General features: G+C 43.7%; 16 protein-coding genes. 4 read left to right on the top strand and 12 right to left on the bottom strand.

The window, feature by feature from the left end; genetic code table 11:
- Positions 1–3: 3 nt before the first annotated feature.
- On the bottom strand, positions 4–1,491 hold the full coding sequence (gene crtI / locus A5867_RS01720; RefSeq protein WP_087626741.1) for a phytoene desaturase family protein: 1,488 nt from the start codon (positions 1,489–1,491) through the stop codon (positions 4–6).
- Between the two features lie 555 nt (positions 1,492–2,046).
- On the opposite strand from crtI, the gene A5867_RS01710 reads away from it, so the two are divergent.
- Entirely contained in the window at positions 2,047–2,424 is a 378-nt protein-coding gene (locus tag A5867_RS01710; protein ID WP_034868894.1) for a hypothetical protein, read from the top strand.
- 232 nt (positions 2,425–2,656) lie between these two features.
- On the opposite strand, the gene A5867_RS01705 is transcribed toward A5867_RS01710, so the two are convergent.
- The 3 genes from A5867_RS01705 to A5867_RS01695 form a co-directional block, all read right to left on the bottom strand.
- The gene (locus A5867_RS01705) at positions 2,657–4,198 is read right to left on the bottom strand and encodes a helix-turn-helix domain-containing protein (RefSeq protein WP_087626739.1); all 1,542 of its coding nucleotides are present in this window, start codon (positions 4,196–4,198) and stop codon (positions 2,657–2,659) included.
- A 229-nt stretch (positions 4,199–4,427) separates the two neighbouring features.
- Positions 4,428–4,832, bottom strand: coding sequence for a hypothetical protein (locus A5867_RS01700; RefSeq protein ID WP_060791626.1), 405 nt, complete (start codon positions 4,830–4,832; stop codon positions 4,428–4,430).
- A gap of 495 nt (positions 4,833–5,327) precedes the next feature.
- The gene (locus A5867_RS01695; protein WP_087626738.1) at positions 5,328–6,836 is read right to left on the bottom strand and encodes a peptidoglycan DD-metalloendopeptidase family protein; all 1,509 of its coding nucleotides are present in this window, start codon (positions 6,834–6,836) and stop codon (positions 5,328–5,330) included.
- Between the two features lie 594 nt (positions 6,837–7,430).
- Between A5867_RS01695 and A5867_RS01685 the strand changes: the two genes are divergently transcribed.
- Positions 7,431–8,924, top strand: a complete 1,494-nt coding sequence (locus tag A5867_RS01685) for a helix-turn-helix domain-containing protein (RefSeq protein ID WP_087626736.1) — start codon at positions 7,431–7,433, stop codon at positions 8,922–8,924.
- Positions 8,925–9,050: 126 nt separating this feature from the next.
- Here A5867_RS01685 and budA read toward each other — a convergent pair whose 3' ends face one another.
- The 3 genes from budA to A5867_RS01670 all read right to left on the bottom strand — a co-directional run bounded on the left by budA (position 9,051) and on the right by A5867_RS01670 (position 12,652).
- Complete coding sequence (gene budA / locus A5867_RS01680; RefSeq protein ID WP_087626735.1) at positions 9,051–9,767, bottom strand: acetolactate decarboxylase; 717 nt, start codon at positions 9,765–9,767, stop codon at positions 9,051–9,053.
- An 18-nt stretch (positions 9,768–9,785) separates the two neighbouring features.
- A complete protein-coding gene (gene alsS, locus A5867_RS01675) occupies positions 9,786–11,438 on the bottom strand; it encodes an acetolactate synthase AlsS (protein ID WP_010748583.1) in 1,653 nt (550 codons plus the stop codon).
- 254 nt (positions 11,439–11,692) lie between these two features.
- Positions 11,693–12,652: an alpha/beta hydrolase gene (locus A5867_RS01670; RefSeq protein WP_015508776.1), complete on the bottom strand. Its 960-nt coding sequence runs from the start codon at positions 12,650–12,652 to the stop codon at positions 11,693–11,695.
- Positions 12,653–12,870: 218 nt separating this feature from the next.
- On the opposite strand from A5867_RS01670, the gene A5867_RS01665 reads away from it, so the two are divergent.
- A complete protein-coding gene (locus A5867_RS01665; RefSeq protein WP_081116133.1) occupies positions 12,871–13,797 on the top strand; it encodes a PAS domain-containing methyl-accepting chemotaxis protein in 927 nt (308 codons plus the stop codon).
- A gap of 100 nt (positions 13,798–13,897) precedes the next feature.
- On the opposite strand, the gene A5867_RS01660 is transcribed toward A5867_RS01665, so the two are convergent.
- From A5867_RS01660 to A5867_RS01650, 3 genes are read right to left on the bottom strand one after another with little or no spacing between them, the layout of a single operon-like run.
- Complete coding sequence (locus A5867_RS01660) at positions 13,898–14,671, bottom strand: hypothetical protein (RefSeq protein ID WP_087626734.1); 774 nt, start codon at positions 14,669–14,671, stop codon at positions 13,898–13,900.
- A gap of 4 nt (positions 14,672–14,675) precedes the next feature.
- Positions 14,676–16,061 carry a hypothetical protein gene (locus tag A5867_RS01655; RefSeq protein WP_087626733.1) on the bottom strand — a complete coding sequence of 462 codons (1,386 nt, stop codon included), beginning with the start codon at positions 16,059–16,061 and terminating at the stop codon, positions 14,676–14,678.
- A 42-nt stretch (positions 16,062–16,103) separates the two neighbouring features.
- Positions 16,104–17,411 (bottom strand): hypothetical protein, encoded by a 1,308-nt coding sequence (locus A5867_RS01650; protein WP_087626732.1) that lies wholly within the window; start codon positions 17,409–17,411, stop codon positions 16,104–16,106.
- A gap of 424 nt (positions 17,412–17,835) precedes the next feature.
- On the opposite strand from A5867_RS01650, the gene A5867_RS01645 reads away from it, so the two are divergent.
- Positions 17,836–18,972 (top strand): serine protease, encoded by a 1,137-nt coding sequence (locus tag A5867_RS01645; protein ID WP_087626731.1) that lies wholly within the window; start codon positions 17,836–17,838, stop codon positions 18,970–18,972.
- Between the two features lie 109 nt (positions 18,973–19,081).
- Here the strand turns inward: A5867_RS01645 and A5867_RS01640 are convergent, their stop codons facing one another.
- Positions 19,082–19,582: a hypothetical protein gene (locus A5867_RS01640; protein ID WP_087626730.1), complete on the bottom strand. Its 501-nt coding sequence runs from the start codon at positions 19,580–19,582 to the stop codon at positions 19,082–19,084.
- 241 nt (positions 19,583–19,823) lie between these two features.
- Positions 19,824–20,252 (bottom strand): DUF1761 domain-containing protein, encoded by a 429-nt coding sequence (locus A5867_RS01635; RefSeq protein ID WP_005226702.1) that lies wholly within the window; start codon positions 20,250–20,252, stop codon positions 19,824–19,826.
- Positions 20,253–20,304: the final 52 nt, after the last annotated feature.

The raw sequence follows: 20,304 nt of genomic DNA, 5'->3' as shown, positions 1-20,304 counted from the left end.
GTCTTAGTGTTCTCTTTTGGTGATCATCTCACTGACTTGCTGGCCACTGAGGGTCACCATCGGCATGCCGGCACCTGGATTGACCGTACCGCCAACGAAGTATAGATTGTCGTAGCGTTCGCTGTGTTTCGGGTGTTTAAAGCCATGATTTTTCTTGCGATTAGAGACCGTGCCGTAGATGGCACCGCGATGTGACAAATAATTCTTTTGGATGTCTTCGGGTGTCCAGCGGTCTTCATACACGATGTGCTTACGTAGATCCGTTAAACCCATGTTTTCCAGCTTGATCAAGATCCGTTCACGAAAAGCATCGTATTCCGCTTCCGTAAAGGGCTTATCCTGCAAATAAGGGATATGAGGCAAGATTTTGATGTTCTCATGCCCTGCCACTGTTTGCGAAGGATCGGTTTTGTTGGCATTGACCAAATAGATCGTTGGATCTTCTGGCAGCTGATGCTGATGGAAATTTTGATCAAAGTTTTCTTTTGAGGCATTTGAAAAGAAAAAGTTGTGATGGGCCAATTGCGGATAGGAGGTTTTGACCCCTAAGTGCAAGACAAAACCAGAACTTGCTGGTTCAAATTTTTCTTCCAGTTTTTGAGTAAAGGTCGGCGCTTCTTCTAACAACTCTTCATAGGCCGGGATCACTTCCATGTTGGAAACAAAATAGTCGGCTTCGATCAACGTGCCATCATCCAAACGAGCGGCACGAATCTGTTCCTGTTCAACGATCAATTTTTCCACTTTGTGTCCCGTGTGGAAGATCACACCGATCTCTTTTGCTAAGCGAACGATGCCTTCGGCTAAACGATGCATCCCGCCTGGCACGTACCAGACACCTTGGGCATGCTGCATATAGATCATCATGTTCAAGACGGCTGGAGCGTCATAAGGAGATGAGCCGACATACTTGATAAAATAGCTCAGCATGTCTTGCAGCTGCGGATTGCTGACACGTTTTTGAATGGCATCATGCATCGAAGAGAAATAATCAAAGCCTTTCAGCGCTTTGATCACGCCATGATACTTCAAGATTTCTTTCGTGGTATCTAAGCCTTTCTCAAAATAGCCTTTTTCTGTGATTTCATAAATTTTTTGCGCATAGTCCAAAAAGTCTTGGTACTCGGCCATGTCTTTTTCCGACAAGTGCGGGTTTTCCTTTGCCATGCGTGCAAGATCGCCATAGAGATCGATCTTTGTTCCGTCAGGAAAAAAGGAGCGCCATTCCAATGGCAATCGGCGAATCGCAACATAATCCGCCATATCGCGATTGCTGCCAGTAAATAACTTTTCGAAAATCTGCGGCATCGTCAAAATCGAAGGACCTAAGTCAAAGCCGAAGCCGTTTGTTTCCAGTCGGTTCAACTTGCCGCCTAAGTGTTGATTTTTTTCATATAATGATACATCAAAGCCATTTTGGGCTAATGAGACCGCCGCTGATAGACCACCAAGTCCGCCGCCGATCACTACAACTGTTTTTTTCTCTTTCATTGAATTGCTCCTCGTTTGCTTTAATGAACGACCCTATTTAGCCAAACCTTCTCGTCAAAACAGACGGTTGCGTCTCACTGCAACTGCGTGTCTTGGCACTGTTTTGGCATTGGCAGCTTGAATCAAAGGATCGTTTTTCTAGATAATTCTATAGTATCACACCTTTGAAAAAATGACGGGGATGAGCCTATCGGTCAATTGATACTGCTTTATCTGCGACCATGATTTCAGCAAATGAAAAAACAACCTGCTGGCAAAGAATGGAACCCCAGCAATTTGGTCCTTTACGGAAATATTCTTTTTATAACAACAATTATCAGAATATTTGAACATTTTTGACGTTAATACCAGCGAAAAACAAATCTTCGTATGGTTACGAAAAAACGCGTTTGAGCCAATTTGGAATATCCTGTACATTGAATGTAGCGAAAGTCCTTCCCCCAATCATTTTAAAAAAACAAACGGACCTTCTCAGTAAGACATTGCTTAACAGTGACTGTTTTTGATAATGACACGTATTGTCGCTTTTTCCTAACACTTATAAGGAGTATTGATATGAACTTAAAAACGATCCAATCAGCCGAAGAATATTTAAACTTTTTTGACGAAGAATTTATCCACTCGCCCTGTTCTTATACTCATCCGAAAATCTTTAATTTTTATCTCTCTTTGCGCCAACGATTTTTGGCGATCTATGAACAAGAAGAGGGTACTTTTTTCGAAAAAATGTCGTTGCTACTAGATATCGACGCACAGCTGCAAATACTAAAAGAACTTTATGTTTTAAAAATTTCTTCTTTAAATGAGTATACGGAAGAAGAGATCATTCAGCTGACGGTCAAAGACAAAACCTGTTTCTATCGGGAATTGACCGGTCTTCAGCTAAACCAAAAGGCGCCTTGGAGTTTGATTTACTTAAGTGAAGCCCAATGAGTTCGCCCACATCGATCGATTGAATTGAAAACCGCTGGTTCCAAAGGCTTGCATCCGTACCTGATGCACTCCCCACTTCCCCTCCCCACACTCCTGCACAGCTGCGGAGAGTCAAGCCATTAAAAAAGAAAGCATCTTTCCTTTTCACTATTTAAGCAGTGAAGGAAAAATGCTTTCTTTTCATGTAAAAGGCCCTTTCTAGCAGCTCTTTAGGTCAAAACATAATGGGAAACTAGAAGAGGTCTTTTAAGGCAAATTGGCGGGTGACGTTAGGATTGATCCGTTCAAGCAGTCGATTCCAGTCAGAAGAAGAAGGGATCGTTTTGAAGACGATGCACTCAACGATATCTCGAAATTCGGTCGCATGCTCGGCATAGTTCGTCACTAGCAGATCGATGGTGTTTTGTTCCAAATACTGAGCATTGACTTCCCCTGAGTCAGGATAAAAGACTTGATGAGATCGGCTAAAATAGCGGTTAGACCAGCCTTCAATGTACTGAACGATATTGTTATTTCCTTCGAAGATAAAGGCGATATTTTTTCGGGGAAACCAATGACGTTCTCGAACAGACTCGATATAAATCACTAAGTTTGCACAAAAATCCGTCAGATACTCCTCAGAATAAAGGTTGTGGTACTCGCGACTATTTTCTAAAAACTCTCGGTAAGCAGCAAACTCCTTAGGAAAGGTTTTCTTAATAAACGCATTCACATCATAGATATTGCGATTGGCAGACGTGGATAAGCACTCCTTCAATTTAGCAGAGGTAAAAAAGGATTCAATCAGAATCTGATCCTCTTTGGGCTTTTTCGACGATACCTTCAACATCTGATAAAAATCGTTGGTCAACATGCGGATCTCTGTCCAATGATTATAAGAAAGACAAAACTTTTGTTCGACGATCACATTTTGCAGTTTTTTCTTTGTGATAATACTAACAAATAAGAAGATAAGTTCATCGTTCGTCAATCGACATTGAAAGTACTTTTCAATGACCCCATTGATTCGTTGAAAATGCATCAGCTGAATACTGTGTCGCAAGGCGTGGTACAATTCGGCGTTGATTTGCACAGTCTTACCTTGCATAAATCGCTCAAGCGAAATATAGAGCAGATACGTGTATTGTGAAAACGAAACGGTGTGGTAACTATTTTTGTCAAACATCCTGCCGATTTCCGTTACTGCCTGCTGGACCGCTGCTGGCGGAAATACAGTGTGGGGGGTGCTGTCCGTTTCATAAAAAAAGGTACAGAAGAAATTGCGGATATCTGCTTCTTCCCCAACGATATTCACAGGATCTAATGCTAGCTGGAGATCAAAACGTGCCAGTTGTTCATGAATGCGCTGCAAGTACTTCGATAAGGTACTCTTGGATAAAAACAAGCAGTCCGCCCACTCATCGATCGTCTTTAACTCTCCAATAAAAATATTTTCCAATAAAATAAAGAGCGGTTCATTCGCTAAAAGCGAGGCTTTTTTCTTTTCATACTGTGAATAATCAAATAGTTCAAACGAATAGCCTTGATTGGTGGAAGTGATCAGGATCAGCCCACAGAAATACTCGTTGATCTGACTGATGTCTTTGCCAATCGTCCTGGTGGTACTACTTGTTACTTCAGCCAATTGACTGGCACTGCAAATTTCATTTTTTTCAAATTCACTTAGAATCTGCAACCATCGGACGGTCGATTTGCTGGTGACAAAACTCAATTGAAAATTTTTCAAACATAAGCTCCTTACTAAAAGATTTCTTTTTGCGGCTAAATTACGCATGAAAGGCGCCTAAGCAGTCTCATTATATCGGTTTTCATCCTACATAAAAAATCGGTTTTTTCATAGCCTGATGAAAAAAAGCGTTGTTTCAAGACTACTGTTGTATAACAATTATTTTATCGGCTATTGAAAATAGTGCAAGGATTTCGCTTTTGCTTTCCTCAGAGACCACCTAGGGCGGATACGCATCTTGCTTCATGCTTGAAAAAGCTGCTGCGTGAAAAATCGACTATGTTTTCTTTATTTGTCTAAATGTGTCTGACATGATGTTTAAAAGCTGCTCATATTGAGATTCTTGACTTGTTTTTTTCACCTGCACGTTAAAGTCCTGTTCAATAAATTGTTTGGGTATCAACTGATCCATTTCTATTTTTGAAAGCCGCTCAGTACACTCCGCTAGCAGTTGGTAATCCTTTGCGAGTGTTTGCGGCAGCTTGTATGTTTGAGTAAAAAAAGAATAGCGTGCAGTCTGTTGAATCGTTGCTGCCACTTGCTGGTGAATCAAATACTGGAATTCTTTTACTTGCATATCTACGACTGACCCTACGCCGTTTCGTTCAAATAGTTGATAGTAATAGTCTAAAAATTCGCTATTAGCCATCACTGTCTCAAAATCCGTTTTATTTATTCTCATAAAATGTTCCCCTCTTTTTCTATTTTATGCATCACTGTTTACGACGTTCTTTTCGTTTGTCAGAAAAAGAGCAGCTCATTTATCTCTTCTACTTTTTTATGGTTAATCATTTCTTGTTAGTTCTTTTCAACGATCAATACTGATAGAAAAAGGATTAGGCTTATAATTGATGCACTTCCTGATTATTCGCTCCCCTACTTCGTTAGCAAATTTTTATTCGTAGGGGTAACAACTGTAACGATTTTGCTTCTCCGCTCGTCACCAAGAGCATGCGAATCTACCATTTGTGCTACTTGCTGACCGATCTGCTCACGCCAGTTTATGGATTAGCAACAGTTGCGGTTATGTGAAAATTATAAAGAATCTATGCACGATTTTTTTAAACATTTTTTCGGTTTTCATGAAAAAAAAATTAAAATCGTTGCTCTCGAAAAAAATGACTAGAAAGAAACAAAAAAAAGAAAGCATCTCTGATACTCTCTTTTTTGTCTATTCTTATTTTGTTAAAAAAGCGATTGGATCGACCAATTGCGCTTGGCTCAAGCTAGGCGATGCACTGACTTCAAAGTGCAGGTGTGCGCCTGTGCTATTGCCCGTACTACCCATGAGGGCAATCGTTTCTCCTTGTTCCACTTGTTGACCAACCTTCACAAGGTTCTGTTGATTGTGGGCATAGAGTGTCGTCATCCCGTCCTCATGGAGAATCGCTATATAATTCCCCCAAGAAGGATGAACCTCTGAGCGAATGACCGTTCCAGATTGACTCGCCAGGATTGGGGTCCCAAACGCTGCGGCAAAGTCAACGCCCCGATGAAAGCTTCCCCAACGTGGGCCAAAAGTAGAAGTGACAACGGCTTTTTCAACAGGAAAAAGATACGTCTCACTTGCGGTCACATCAGGTTTTTTCTGATCATAACGGGTCAACGCATAGGCTTCGATCAAAGCTGTCAGTTTTTGATCATACGTCGTATCTGTGGCATACCGACCAGTCAAATAACGGGCAGCCTCTTGATAAGAAGCCGCTTCTGATTTCCATACGCCTTTATAAAAATCAGACTGCTGCCCGACCCCTTCTTTCAACAAGCGAGCATAGTCCATCAATGACTCTTTGTAGCCAGTATATTGGCGGAACGTTGCCGTGATCGTATAGTGATTTCCCGTACCATCATCTTCTTGTGTCCGAAAAGCGACACCCTGTCCTTGATAGGTTCCTTTGATACCAAAGAGATTGAAGTACGGCGCCTGACTCAGTCTGCTTTGCCCGCCACCTGACTCTAAAATAGCCTGTGCAATCATGACAGAAGCGTACAAATCATTTTTCAAGCCGATTTCTCGGGCATCTTCACCAATTTCTTGGATAAAATCCCACACTTCTTTTACTGGTGTGACCGTCAAGGTCGTTTCGCTGCCTTGCTGCGGTGTCGGATCGGATTGACTTGGCGCGCTTGGTGCTTGGGTACTTGGTGGCATGATCGGTGACACAGCCGCAGGTGTTTCTTGACTTGCTTCACTGTTTGCTTCTGGTGTCGGTTTTGTTTCTACAGGTTTTGACGGTTGGGGCTTCTCTGGCTGCGTCTCAGGTTTGGGCGCTTCAGGCTGTGTTGGTTTTTCTGGTTTCGGTGCTAGCGTTGGTTCTTCTGGCTGAGAAGGCTCTGGCTTACTCGGTAGCTCTGGTTCTGGCTCTGGTTCTGGCTCTGGGGTCGGTTGGGGAACTGGGGTCGGTTCTTCGGTTTGCTCTGTTCCCTCCGCCGCTGTCTCAGATCCTTCTGGTACACTTTCTACAGGTACCGATCCTTGCTCAGAATCGGGCACTTGTCCTTCCACTGCTGGAGCGGTTTCTTCGATCGTCCCTGCTGTGCTGCTGTCACTTGCTTGTGCAGCTGTTTCTGATGTTTGGGTAACGGTCGTACTTTCTGATGCAACAACCGCAGCTGAAACTGGCACACCAGCTAAAAGTTGTCCGCAAACCAAAAGAAGCGCTACCCCTTTTTGCGAATGCTTCATAGGCGAAATCCTTTCTCTTTCTTTTTCCTCTTAACAACCTCTATTGAAAAAACATCTTGCCATCCAATTAGTAAATAAATATCAATTCTCTTTTATTATACTACGCTTCGTTTTTTCGACTCAAGCAAATAACTCCCGCCCTAGCGAAAGAGAACGAGCTTTTGGAGAATGGGTCTACTGGTAAAAGATCACGTTTTGCATCCAACGCATTGTCGATCCTCGGCTTCAGTAGTTTTTTTCTGTTGCCTAAGATCCTCTGGCGTCATCAGAAAAAAACACTGCTGTTCAAATAGGCGGCTGCCCGTTGAACAACAGTGTTTCAATTGTCTCTTCTTGCTCCATTGGCTTTTTATCGAGCGTTGGGAGCTTTTCTATTCGTGCTTCGTTTTTCTCAAGTTTATGTATGATTTTTGGCAATTGGTTTCTCAGGTCCTTGCTATACTTACTCTGAAGGGTTGATATTCTTGGAAATTTTCTGCTGGCAGTCAAAGGTTTCAAGAGATTATGACCAAAAACGCCGAACAGTTGAAGGTGCCATTATCTGTGCAAATGATTATGCTATAATTATTTAAACTTATTTTGTTGGAGGCTGACATGAAAACATTTCAATTAAAATTCATGCGAAACCGCACGTTGATTCGCTGGCTGCAATTGTTAAATGAATTTGAGAAAAGTCCCACCCGTACATTGGGAGAACTTGCTGAAGTGACCGAAAGCAGTACCCGTACGTTGATTACTGACATCGCTAGCCTGCGAGAGCACTTTAAAGGGGCGATTGCGATCCATACAGCAAAAATCGGGTACCTTTTTGAAGTAATCGATCATGATAGGTATCGAAAGCAAAAGCAAGAGTTAGTAAATGATGAACCGATTTTCCAAATTTTAGAGAGTATTTTTTATAATGAGCAGCAGTCACTCCTTGATTGGAGCTTAACGCTTAATATTTCTGAACAAGCACTGATCAGCTATTTCCGAAAAATACAGCCTTTTTTATCCCCTTTCGGTTTAAAAATCAAAACGGACCCCGTCTCTTTGGCAGGTTCTGAGATCGATATTCGGAAATTTTTCTGTCTTTTTTACTACGAGTCTGACATTAATGTCCACACGCTATTTCCTTCGATCCATGTCCAAGATGCGGTGATGGAAATCACTGATCTTTTGGAAACGAAGGCCTTACAGAGCTCTTCGTTTTCTTATTTTGCTTATATCCTTTATATTAGCGTGGAGCGCAGCAAACGTGTTTTACTTGCTGCCCCCTCCCCTCAACTCAAGGAGCTGATCAAAAAAAATGATCTGCTGTTTGATTATGAGGCGCTAAAAACAATCATTCGGCGTTATTTTCATTATGAATTCCCTCAAGAAGAAGCCGTCTACCTTTTGACGTGTATCATTTGTCGCCGCAAAATCAACACCGACCTAGCAGCCAGCGAAGCGTTTTGCCGCAATTACAACCAATGGCCAGAGATCAAACAGATCACTGCAGATTTTTACGCACAAAATCGCGGGCATAGTTTGGATGAACAAAAAGACTTGCTTTGGCTAGAATCTTTTTTCATCGTTGTCAAACTCCGTGAATTGTTATCGCCAACGATGAATATCAATATTGACGACCTCAATGACTTTGTCCAAGAAAAGTTTGCCGCAGAATTTGCGAAAAATCGCCAGTTTCTCCTTTCCCACCCGCTTTTAAAAAATCTCTATTCTCTCGATCATTTGGATGATTTTTGTACAAGCCTCACGTTCCATATGGAAGCAATTATTGAAGAGAATTGGGGCAAGCCGCGAATCATTGCCGTTATTTTTGAAGGCAATGAATATGTTTGCGAGCATGCCGAAAGCATTATCCGAAAATATCTAGGGTTTTATCATGAAATGTACTACCCTGATTCAAACGAACTTTCCCATGAGTACTTAAAGGAAAAAAATATCAACTTGCTGATCACCAACTACCCTGAATATGCGACGGAGTATTTGCTGGATGTCGAAAGCGTCTTATTAAAATCGATACCTGATGCTGCCGATTGGAATCATCTCTTGAATCGGATCAATCCAAGGATTTTGCGATTAGTTGTACTTGATAATACATGACGATACCAACCATCCGAATAGAAAGAAGCACAAACAAGCAGCGAAGCGTTGGCTTCACTGCTTGTTTGCGTTCCATTCGATTCAAGACCACTCTACTGGCGATCAATTATTTTTGCTGCCTGCTGCTTATTCGGCAGCTTCAATATCTTTGGCGATTTTTGCGACATCGATCTCCCGCTGCAAGTAGTCTTGGTTGTCGATAGGAAAATGCTGACGAAATTCGGCTAGTTCCATCAATTCGACTTCACCAGCTGCCACTTCAAAGTCTAAGACATGGCCAGCAAATGTCCGATCATCACTAATAAAATGCAGGTGGAAACCAGCAGCCGCAGCGCCGTGGAACAACAGCGGGGTAAAGAATCCGACGATCGTTCCGCTGATATTTTCTGTCTGAAATTCGGGCTGATGCTGGATGATCTCAATGAATTTTGGATATGGTTTTTCTTGCTTTGGGGCAACGCGGACGTGCATCTTGTTAAATACCCCATGGATTTTGACAGCGGAAAACAAATTCGGGCTGACTTCTGTCAGGACGTGGTTTTTCACTTCTTCATCGGTCATTTCTTGGCTGAACTGCAGGTGCTTCGCTGCAGAAAAATCAACAACTGCCGCATAGGGGGTTCCTTCATTTCCTTGGAGCACTTGCACCTTGCCCGACTCGTCTACATGGTAGATTTCACCATCTAAAATAATCACTTCACCATTGGAACCAGCCAACGTACCGATCCCAAAACTGCCATATTCAAGCATTTTGCCGATTTGCTCCGTGCCATCCATTAAATCCTGCATCAACCCACCTAGGGTGCCATGCTGATATAAATAACTTTTGTTTTTCACTTTCATCTTGCTGCTCCTTTGGTCTTAATAAAATTGATCAGGTAGGATCGTTTTGCCCAGATCGGCATTATCTGAATAATCCACAGGGATATCAATAATCACTGGACCATCCGTTGCAAAGCCTTCTTCGATGGCAGCCATCAATTCCTGTTTAGTGGTTGCCCGTAAACCTTTGGCCCCAAATGCTTCGGCATATTTTACGAAATCAACTGGTCCAAAATCAACCCCAGAAGCACGATCATATTTCATTTCTTCTTGGAATTTCACCATATTGTAGGTACCGTCATTCCAAATCAAGTGAATGATGTTTTGTTTCAAACGGACGGCTGTTTCTAACTCTTGGGCAGAAAACAAGAAGCCACCATCGCCAGATACAGAGATCACTTGAGTATTTGGTCGCACGAGCGCTGCAGCGATCGCCCATGGCAAAGCGACTCCTAAGGTCTGCATGCCATTACTAAAGAGCAGGTGCCGTGGCTCATAGCTGCGGAAATGACGGGCCATCCAAATGTAGTGGCTGCCGACATCCACTGTCACCGTCATGTCATCGGTCACTTCTTGTTGCAAAGCATCGATGATTTCCAAAGGATGCAAGGTATTGTTGCTGCCTTCGACATCCGCTGGTTTTTCATTGAGTTTGGTTTGCAGCGTCGTTAAATAGTTTTGGGCGTCTTCGCTCAAGTGATACTGATCGATGGCTTTTGATAGTTGTTCAATAATTTTCGCGATACTGCCCATCAATTCAACTTCTGGCTGCATAAATGGATCGATCTCCATCGGTACTTCATCGATAACGATCACGCGGGCATCTTTTTCCGCATTCCAGTTGCGGGCTTCGTATTCGATCGGGTCGTACCCCACAGCGATCACTAAGTCGCTGCGTTTCAACAGCATATCACCAGGCTGATTGCGGAATAAGCCGACGCGGCCAAAGAAATGCTCTTCTAATTCACGAGAAATGATTCCAGCACCTTGGAAGGTCTCTACGACAGGCAACCCAGTTTTTGCAACTAACTGACGAATCGCTTGTGTTTCTTTCACGCCCGAAGCCCGCATCCCTAAGAGTAAGACAGGCAGTTTGGCTTCTTTGATCCGATCGACGAGTGCCTGGATATCTTCTGCATCGGCACTGCCTAATTTAGGCGAAGATAGAGGTTTGATCGCTGCCCCTTGAACGGTTCCGTCCGTCACATCTTGAGGAATGGATAAAAAGCTCGCCCCTTTTTTCGCTGTTTTTGCGATGCGAAAGGCGTTGGCAATACTTTCAGAAAGGGTTTCAGGATCTTGGACTTCACTGCTGAATTTCGTGATCGGCGCAAACAACGCCGCATTATTCATGCTTTGGTGGGTCAATTTTGAAAGGTCAGAACGCTTCACTTGGCCTGCTAGTGCCAAGACGGGATCACCTTCGGCAGTTGCCGTGACCAACCCAGTCGCTAAATTACTGGCTCCTGGTCCACTTGTTGCAATGACGACTCCTGGCTCTCCTGTCAGGCGACCGATTGCTTGTGCCATAAAGGCCGCGTTTTGTTCATGTCGTGCCAAGATCAACTCTGGTCCTCGATCACTCAACACGTCAAACACGCCATCGATTTTTGCACCGGGAATCCCAAAGATATAAGGCACCCGATGATTTTCTAAACTTTCAACAATGATTTCTGATCCTTTTGCACTCACTGTATTACCTCTTTTCAAAAACTGTATTAATCACAATACATATAATAGCACTTTTTATTTATTTATCAACGAAAAACACTTATTAAAATCTGTATTATAAAAACGCATTTTTTTAGAGAGCGTTTGCATCTGCTTCAGACTGCAGGTGTACGTCTTTCCATTTTTCCGACAAAAAAAGGAGTGGATCGCTCCACTCCATACATCCTTTTCTGTATCAGAACACCGCATAAAAAGAAGCTGCTTTCGTCGGTTTCTTATTCTGCGGGGACATTTTTTTCCGTCAGCCAACCGACAGCCAGTGTCATGGCCGCTCGTGCGGCTTGGGTCTGATCCATCGCATTGACCATCACAAAATCATGGATGATCCCTTGCATCCGTGCTTGGGTGACTTCCACGCCAGCTGCTCGTAAATGCTGCGCATAGGCTTCCCCTTCATCCCGCAAGACATCTGCTTCGCCTGTAATGATCAACGCTGGCGGCAGATCGGCTAACTCCTCTTTGGTCGCGCGCAGTGGAGAAGCGGTCATTTGATCCCGCTGTGTTTCATCCGTCGTGTATTGATCCCAGAACCATTGCATCCCTTCTTTGGTCAGAAAATAATTTTCACCGAATGCTTCATACGAAGGCGTATCAAAGCGGGCATCTGTCACAGGATAGAACAATAATTGCTGTGCGATCGGAATGCCGCCACGGGCTTTCGTTAACAAGGTCATAACCGTCGCCATGTTCCCACCTACGGAATCGCCAGCCACGGTCAAACGGCTAAGGTCTAAGCCTTTGACATCGACAAATCCCGGTAATTGCTGCAAGACCGCATAATTTTGTTCGATCGCCGTTGGGTATTTTGCTTCTGGTGAACGACTATATTCAGGAAAAATGACGATCGAGTTGGTTCGTACCGCCAATTCACGGATCAATTTATCATGAGTCGCGGCACTGCCGAAGACCCAGCCCGCGCCATGGAGATAATAAATGACAGGGAGAATCGCATGGTTTCCTTCAGGACGAACAAAACGAACATTGATGGTCCCCCATTCGCCTGTATCTACGGTCTGATCTTCTATCTCAACCGCCAATTTATTGACGGGTGACTCTTGGACTTGTTCCAATAGTGCGCGCCCTTCTTCTGGCGGTAATTCATAGATCCGTGGGTGCGGTGCATTTGCCTCACTAAATTCAACGGCTGCTTTTTCCAACGAAATTCTATCTGTCATACGATTCTCTCCTTTTGTTTGAAATCGTTCGTGTTGACCTTAAGGGTACCACCAAGTCATTCTGATGCAAAGAATCTTGCTTCCTTCTACTTCCAGGCATTTCGCTCGACAAAAAAGGTGGTTTTTGCACTCTTAACTGCCTTGCCTTCATCACCGATAACTGTAAGACACTCGCTGTGTAAACTTCCCAAAAAACTGAAAGGCGTAGGTAAGTACGTATGAAATTCACATTAGATGAAACACAAAATAACCGTCTGCTCGCTGCTATTTTTCAAGAACTCGCTGTCATAGTCTTTGATCCGCAAAAAGAAGTTGTTTTCGCCAATGCCAACATGACGGATATCCTAGGTTATAGCCAAGAAGAAATCATTGGCTTGCCGCATCGGACCTTTTGTTTTGACCATTATGCTGCCAGTACGGATTACCAAACTTTCTGGAATCAACTGCTTTACTCAAAGCAACGGTTTCAAGACAAAATCATTCGGAAAAACAAACAAGGAGAAAAACTGATTTTAGAAGGGATTTACTTCCCCGTCCTCGATGAGCAGCAAGAAGTCGTTAACGTCGTCAAAATCGCTTTTGACATTACCCAAAGAGAACAAGCCTTAGCGGTCACTATCAAAAAAGTGCAAGAAAGTGCTGCTTCCCTGACACGACTTTCTGCCAACGGACACCAGCAAGTCGATCATTTGTCAGAGAACTTGGCGCAAGTCAAACAGCTGTCTGATCAAAATCAAGCAACGACCCATGCCTTAGAAATGGATAGCCAACAGGTGACAGCGGTGCTGCATGACATCGACCGCATTGCGCAACAAACCAAACTGCTGTCCTTCAATGCTTCCATCGAAACGGCACGGATCGGCGAACAGGCAGCTGGCTTTCGGGTGGTTGCGGATGAAATGCAAAAATTAGCCGAACAGACCAAGCAGTTGACCCAAACCATTGCCGCAACCATGCAAGCCATCAACCAACAAGCCTTAGTCGTGTTAGATAGTGCCGATTCGACGACCATGAAAATCAGTGATTCGCAAAAAAGCCTCGCTGCCGTTTTGCATTCTTACGACACGCTGCGAACGACGGCCAGTCTTTTAAACGATGAAGCCGAGTATTTATCAGAAACCAACGACGCTGAGTTGGAAACCTAGAAACCAAATGAATAAAAAAAGAGCGCCGCTGTTTGCGACGCTCTCTTTGTTTTTTTGACCAATAAATTGATCCATTATTTGATTTTATTGATACTCAGCACTAGCCAGCCTCCCACTCTTGCAACAACTGCTGTAATTCTTGCAAAAATGATTGGGTCGCAAAGCCCAATGCTTGAAGAGGAACACGATATTCCTGTTGAACCACCAAAAAACTGCCAAAGATTTTATGTTGGACCTCAAAGGCGAGGTTTTTCCAAATACTCCACGAAAAACTGGCTATTCGTTTTTCTTTCTTTTCGTACGTGCACAAATACACTCGCTCGATACCAAAAAGTAGCCCCGCATTCGCTTTCTTGCCAGTCATCTGTGCCGTTAGCAGTGCCAGAGGCGTCTCCGTTTCAGGCACTTGAAAACTGGTAAGGACTTGTCTTTGCCATTGCCGTGGCAGCACTTGTCTTTCTCCAGAAAAATAGAACAAAAAATCTTGCTCTTGCAAAAAAGCTTTCAAACGAGTTTGTCGCTCCTTGACTGGATCGCGTGGCGCCCGCTGAATCAAAGACGTCTGATTCATTGCCGCTTGCTTTGACTGCTTGTGATCACTTGAACCCCCTGCCGCTGAGGAGTTTCCCAGGGGAAGAGGATCCATCGTTTGGTTGGCAGCAGCTGATTGACTGATTTTCTTCAGCAAAAAAGCAAGGTGCGTCAACGAAAGCTGTTTTGCTGCCATAGAATTGGCATGCGGCCTTTTGGTAGGATCGAAAGATTGTTTGATCACCATTTTCCCACGACAATACAGACAAATCGCCGTGCCAGCGTCCCAATTGACTTCTAGTTCTCCTAGGCAGTGGGGGCATTGAATCGGAATAATATCCATTGAATCATCCTTTCGTTTCGATACAGGTATCGGAGCTATCCGTGGTAAAGATACGGATCGTATTCCAGCTGACAAACGCCAGCAGCACTAGAAACGATAAGCCATAAAAACCGAAATACCAAGTCAGGATTGCTAAAAAAAGGATCAAGGCAAATTCATACGCCATGTTTTCCAGACCGCTGTAAAATACTGTCTTTCGGACGAGTTTCTTCCTACGGGCTTCAAAAGCTTTCTTCACAGCAGCCGTTGATCCATCCGACTGACTCAACGTCTGAGAAAGTTCTGCTTTGAATTTGCCGTACTCTGAGAAAAACTTGACCTCTGGTACGAGCAAGAAATACCAAGTCGCAAGACAAGCAATCAGCAAGATGACCGCTGAAGCGAGCAGACTAAAGGCAACAGCAGGCATTAAAAAGCCACCAAAAAGAACATTTAAAAGGGTCCCTGAAATTATTCCGAATGAAAAAAAGGTATAGCAGAACTGCCATAGGACACTGCTGGTTTTGGAAAAACTTTTTTTCACTTGCACGAGCTGTTCACATTCAGGAAGCTGGGTTGGAAAAAGACGTTCAGCATCGGTGCCATCAGCCACGAAAGAATAGGTTTGGTTTCCGTACTTGAATTCGCCAATGTAATAAGGAAAATACAGTTTTTCCGTATCACATTGTTTCGGAAAAAGAGTCAGTTGAACCTCATTAGCAACATCTGCTCCCACCAAATGGTCTTTGGCTTTTGCTTCGAAGACTTCCAATAGATGGGTATCAGAGAGTGCCGCTTCTCTGGAAATATCAAAGGGTAGCACCTGAACGTCTTGGCTAAGTGCCGAAAACTGCTGCATATCCGTGCAATAGGCGGCTCCTTTTTGAAGATGCAGCGGCAGCTTACCATTGATACTGTAATCCGCTTCTTTTTGGGTATCCGTAGGGAAATATTCATTGAAAACCGTTGTGTTCCCGCTGTTATGTAAAGAAATGTCGGCAGTAATGCGCCCACTCTCCCTCTGCTGTTCCTCGTGGACATAGCTTCCTCTCACTTGCGCATCATAAGCAATTTGAAAATAATACATCGGGATGAATACACGTTTTAGATGAACCATCTCTAGCTCAAAAAAGATACTTTCCGAGATGGTCTCTTGCCAGGCGAGTTTATTTTTCAACGCAGCTTCACATGCCTTTTCATCATAGGCAAACGGATAAAATCCTTCTTTGACGGTCCCTTGAATGCGTGGCAACTCTTTCAGCGAGACGGCTTGGTTTGTTTGTTCCTGTTTTTTTTGTTCTGGTTTGATCAACAGCTCATTCAAGCAATACTGACAGACTGCTTTTCCTGAGTCCCAATCAACTTCTAGACGCCCTAAGCAGCTGGGGCATTGGATTTGTGTGATTTTCATTTTTTCTCCTTTTTTATGAATCATTGTTTTCAACAAGATGGCTTATAAAAGAAACTGACAAATATTCCATATAAGGGTAGCGATCACGACCACATAAGCGAGTGTATCGAGCCATTCATAAAATTTCCTGATTCTTGCAAGGTGCTTCCCACGCTTCTCGTAGTTTGCTAACAAAGCTGCCCCAGCCGTTTTCTTACCTAATAATTCTCTTTTAAGCTCATCTCTAAATTTTTGGACTGTTTTGAGATAATGTTCTTTTAGAAAGTGCAACACTATCCCCGATACTACCCAATAGACGGCAGTTGGCAGGGAACTCATGACAATCCCCCCTATGACAGCTCTGAACACTCTTCCTAGAGGGATCCATTCAGAAATGAATAGTGCAAAGAACAGCAGGAGCACACCTAACGTAAAAAAGAGTACGGAGGACCAGCCAAAAACCTTGCGAGCTTTTGAAAAATTCGCAACCGTTTGTAAGGTTTCTTGGCACTGTGGGATAATCGGCAGCTTCATTCGGTCAGGATCTTTGCCGTCGATCGCAAATTCAAAGGATCGCTCTTGGTACTTGAAGGTGCCCATATACAGGGGAAAGTAGAGCTTTTCTGTAGCACAGCTGATCAGGGAAAGATCTAGGTGCAGCTCTTTTAGATGATCGGCAGATTCTTTCTTCTGGATCACGGCATTCGCATGGGCTCTCAGTTCCGCTTGTTTTTCAGAACCAAAGAGCGCCTGCTCTTGCTCAATATCAAAGGGAAAAACATGAATAGCATGTGCTGAGATTAGCTGTTGAAATTCCTTTTGATCGGTACTAAAGTGCGGTTTTCTTTTCATTTCATTATTGACCTCGAAGCTCTGAGGAATTTCTTGCTCGATCACCTCCGAACTGCCGCATTGATAGAGTATGACCGTCTCATCTGGATGGTCGCCGCGCTTCTTTTCCCACGTGGTCGTATGCGAGCCGTCCCAAGCAATGGAATGGGTATCGTAGCCAAAGGCCCCCTCCCAGTGCATCGTATAGGTCACCTGAAATTCATAAATCGGAATAAAATATCCTTTTACCTCGCTGACTTCAAGATGAACGACAATGTCCTCAGGAACTGATTCCTGTTGGATCAGCCATTTTTTCAAGGCATTTGCTACCTCGTCTTCATTAAAGGTAAACGAATAAAACCCTTCTTTGACTTCTTGAAAAACTACGGGAGCTTGTTCATTCGAAGCTTCTTGCGTTTGTTTTGGCGGCGAATGTAGGACTGACTTAGTTAAGCAATACTGGCAGACTGCTTTTCCTGTCTCCCAGTCAACGGTTAACTGACCCAAGCAGCTGGGACATTGGATTTGTGTGATTTTCATTGCTTCTCCTTTTGCACATACTGATTTTCTTATCAATGAAGTGGCTTGGTTGCAAGTGAGGGGGAATATCTTTTTTAAGGTGTTAGTTGGGGGAAGCAGCGAAGGAAAGCTGCTTGTTTGCAGGTAGTTGCTCGCTCTCATCCGTTTGTTCGAAACATTTTTTCCAGTGATGAAGCAAACAAGTGTATTTGTACCAAGAGCTGTTTAGCAAAAAAACAACCGCAAACGAAAAACATCTCTTTCTATATCATTTTATAATAAAAAACATCTTAAATCTATTTATTATTGATAAAAATATCCGATGATTTACTAATTAAACTCCCTCCGTACGCTCAGCAACCCTTACTAGTCGGTTATTGATGGCGGATACGTTAATAAAAATGTTATAATTAAAATATTCACAAGAAAGGAATTGGAAAAAGTTATGGGGATGTTTATTTTTGTTATTGGTTTTTTGACAATGGTTGTAAGCGGAATCTTTTTTATTCTTGGATTGATCAAGAAAAAGCCGCTTCGCAACAAAATCGTTATTTTTATGGGTGGTTTTCTCTTATTGATTGGCGGGGCACTATTGACTCCTGCAGCAACACCGGAGCTTCACATAGATGAAGCAGAACTGGTTACGAATGAGCAAGGCGAAGCGGCGATCACTGGGCGAACCAACCCAGAAGCGCAACTGACGATCAACGGGGTGGAGGTTTCGCTGGCGGACGAAACATTTTCTTATGCTGTCCAACTGGAAGATGAAGAGGAACAGGAATTTACTCTCCAAGCCTCCATGGGTGGAATCACTAAAGAAGAGGTCGTCACCGTCAAACCTTCTCGCGCATTTCTAGCGAGTTTGCAAGCTGAAAAACAAGAACAAGAAGCACTGGTAAAAGCCGAGACGGCACTGGCTCTTGCCGAAACCCAGCCAAACCAAAAGAATTACGACGAAGCCGTGACGCTGATTCATGCTTTAAGTAAAACCTACGAAGATCTCGCTACTCGGCTCGCGGTAGTTGAAGACCATCTTGCCATCGGCAAAGCCCTTGATACTGCTGAAGCTTCTCTTGAACGCAGTGATTTCGATCAGGCAAAAGAATTGGTCACACAAGCGGTTTTGAACAAGGAAACGTTTGAAAGTCGGTTATCCACTGTAGAAACCAAGATTTCTGAGAAAGAAGCAGAAGCCCTCGTTGCAGAAGCTGTCCAAGCGGTGGAAGCAGCAGAGGCGGAGCCGACAAAAGATACCCTTGCTCGTGCAGAAGATGCTGTCGCTCGTCTCAAGACCCCCGATGAGGAATTAGCTGCTCGAACGAAAACAGTGGCGCAAACGATCACTGCCAACGAACAAGCAGCCGCCCAAGCCAAGGCGGAGGAAGAACGACAAGCAGCGGCAGCTGTGCCAGAAGAAAACCAGCCAGCCGCTGCTAGCAATCAAGCCCAAACGTCGGTCCTCGTTACACCAACAGGTTCGAAATACCATACGAGAAAATGCGGCAACGGTACCTACACGCCTGCAACTTTAGCAGAAGCGCAAAGTCGCGGACTTACTCCTTGCGCAAAATGTTTTCCGTAATAGCCACTAAATTTTGCAACGAAAAAAAGACAAACCTCAGTTTTGTCTAAGGTTTGTCTACTGTCTGAAGCGGTTGTCTCGTCGGAGGCAGCCGTTTTTTTGTCACTTGCTAGTTTTCCTCATACGAAAACTCGTACTCGTTTTGTTCGTCATCGATCAGACGCTTGTCATTGTTGTCCGCCATTTTGAATACTTTCTCAAAATCATCGCCAGTCATGCGCACTTCCTTTTTCTCTTGATCAATGATCACTTGGGCATTTGTCACTTCAAAGGTGTGCATAGGACCGATGTCTGCCGCAGTCAGTGCTTTGCTTTTGGGAAACTCTGCTTGTAGTATTTCGTTGATCTGTGCTAATTGTGTCTCTTGTTCTTCTACCAAGTCCGCAGGTTCCTGATTCGGATTGGTAAAAAAAGTCAGCGTTTTATTGACAGTGATCCTTCCATCTTCAAATAGATACAAAGCATATTGTTGATGACTGTTGCTATTGGTCAATACTTGATTCGCAGCTGCAGAGTCAACCCCTGAGCTACTGCAGCTTGTCAAGAAAAATAGTGTCGCTAAACAAACGGCAGCAAATATTCCTCTACCTAACATGCTTTTCGTTTTCATTTTTTCCTCCTCTTTGCCCCTAATTTTGTTTCTTTGATGATTTTTCCGCAATCCGCGGATTTGGGTTTCCTACAGATTAAAGTGCTTTTAGTATAGCATAAATTATTTGCTTTTATAGCTATTTTTTATAGTAAGATTAATTTTACGCACAAAAAAACCAACCTTGTTGAAACAAGATCGGCTTTCTTTAGGATTGATTCGTTGAGACCTTTGAACGCTCTCGCTGGGGTATGATCGTTGCCTACTGTCCAATCAAGCCGACAACAAGTCCTAAAACGATCACTCCTAGAAACCCATTCACAAGGTGCAACCCGACTAATTTGCGGGACTGTCCCGAGTAAACAGCCATCACGAAGGTGGCGACCCCATAAACCCCTAGCCACAATAAGCAAGCGACTTGCAAGGAGGTCATCAGCCAACCATCATGATCGAATGTTGCAAACCAATAGACGACTTGATAGGTCGCTGCTGATAAGAGAATCCCACCAACGATCGTGCCGCCAAAGGTAAAGAGCATGTCACCGGTCGTCATCTGCTGATCAGCCATCTTCTCTGCCATTCCTGATTCTTTCGCCCAAAACTTGCCCCACTTATGCATCGGATTGTAAAGCAGACTTTCCACCACGACCCAGCTGAGGGTGCCGAAAATCAATGTCCAAAAATTAACCATTTTCGTCTTCTCCTACACTTTATTTTATCGTCACATTCCTGAGAACCGAAGA

It is taken from the genome of Enterococcus sp. 6D12_DIV0197, from assembly GCF_002174385.1.
GTDB classification, from domain to species: Bacteria; Bacillota; Bacilli; order Lactobacillales; family Enterococcaceae; genus Enterococcus_D; species Enterococcus_D casseliflavus.
Note: the sequence above shows the minus strand (reverse complement) of the source record. Positions and strands in the feature narration are given on the sequence as shown.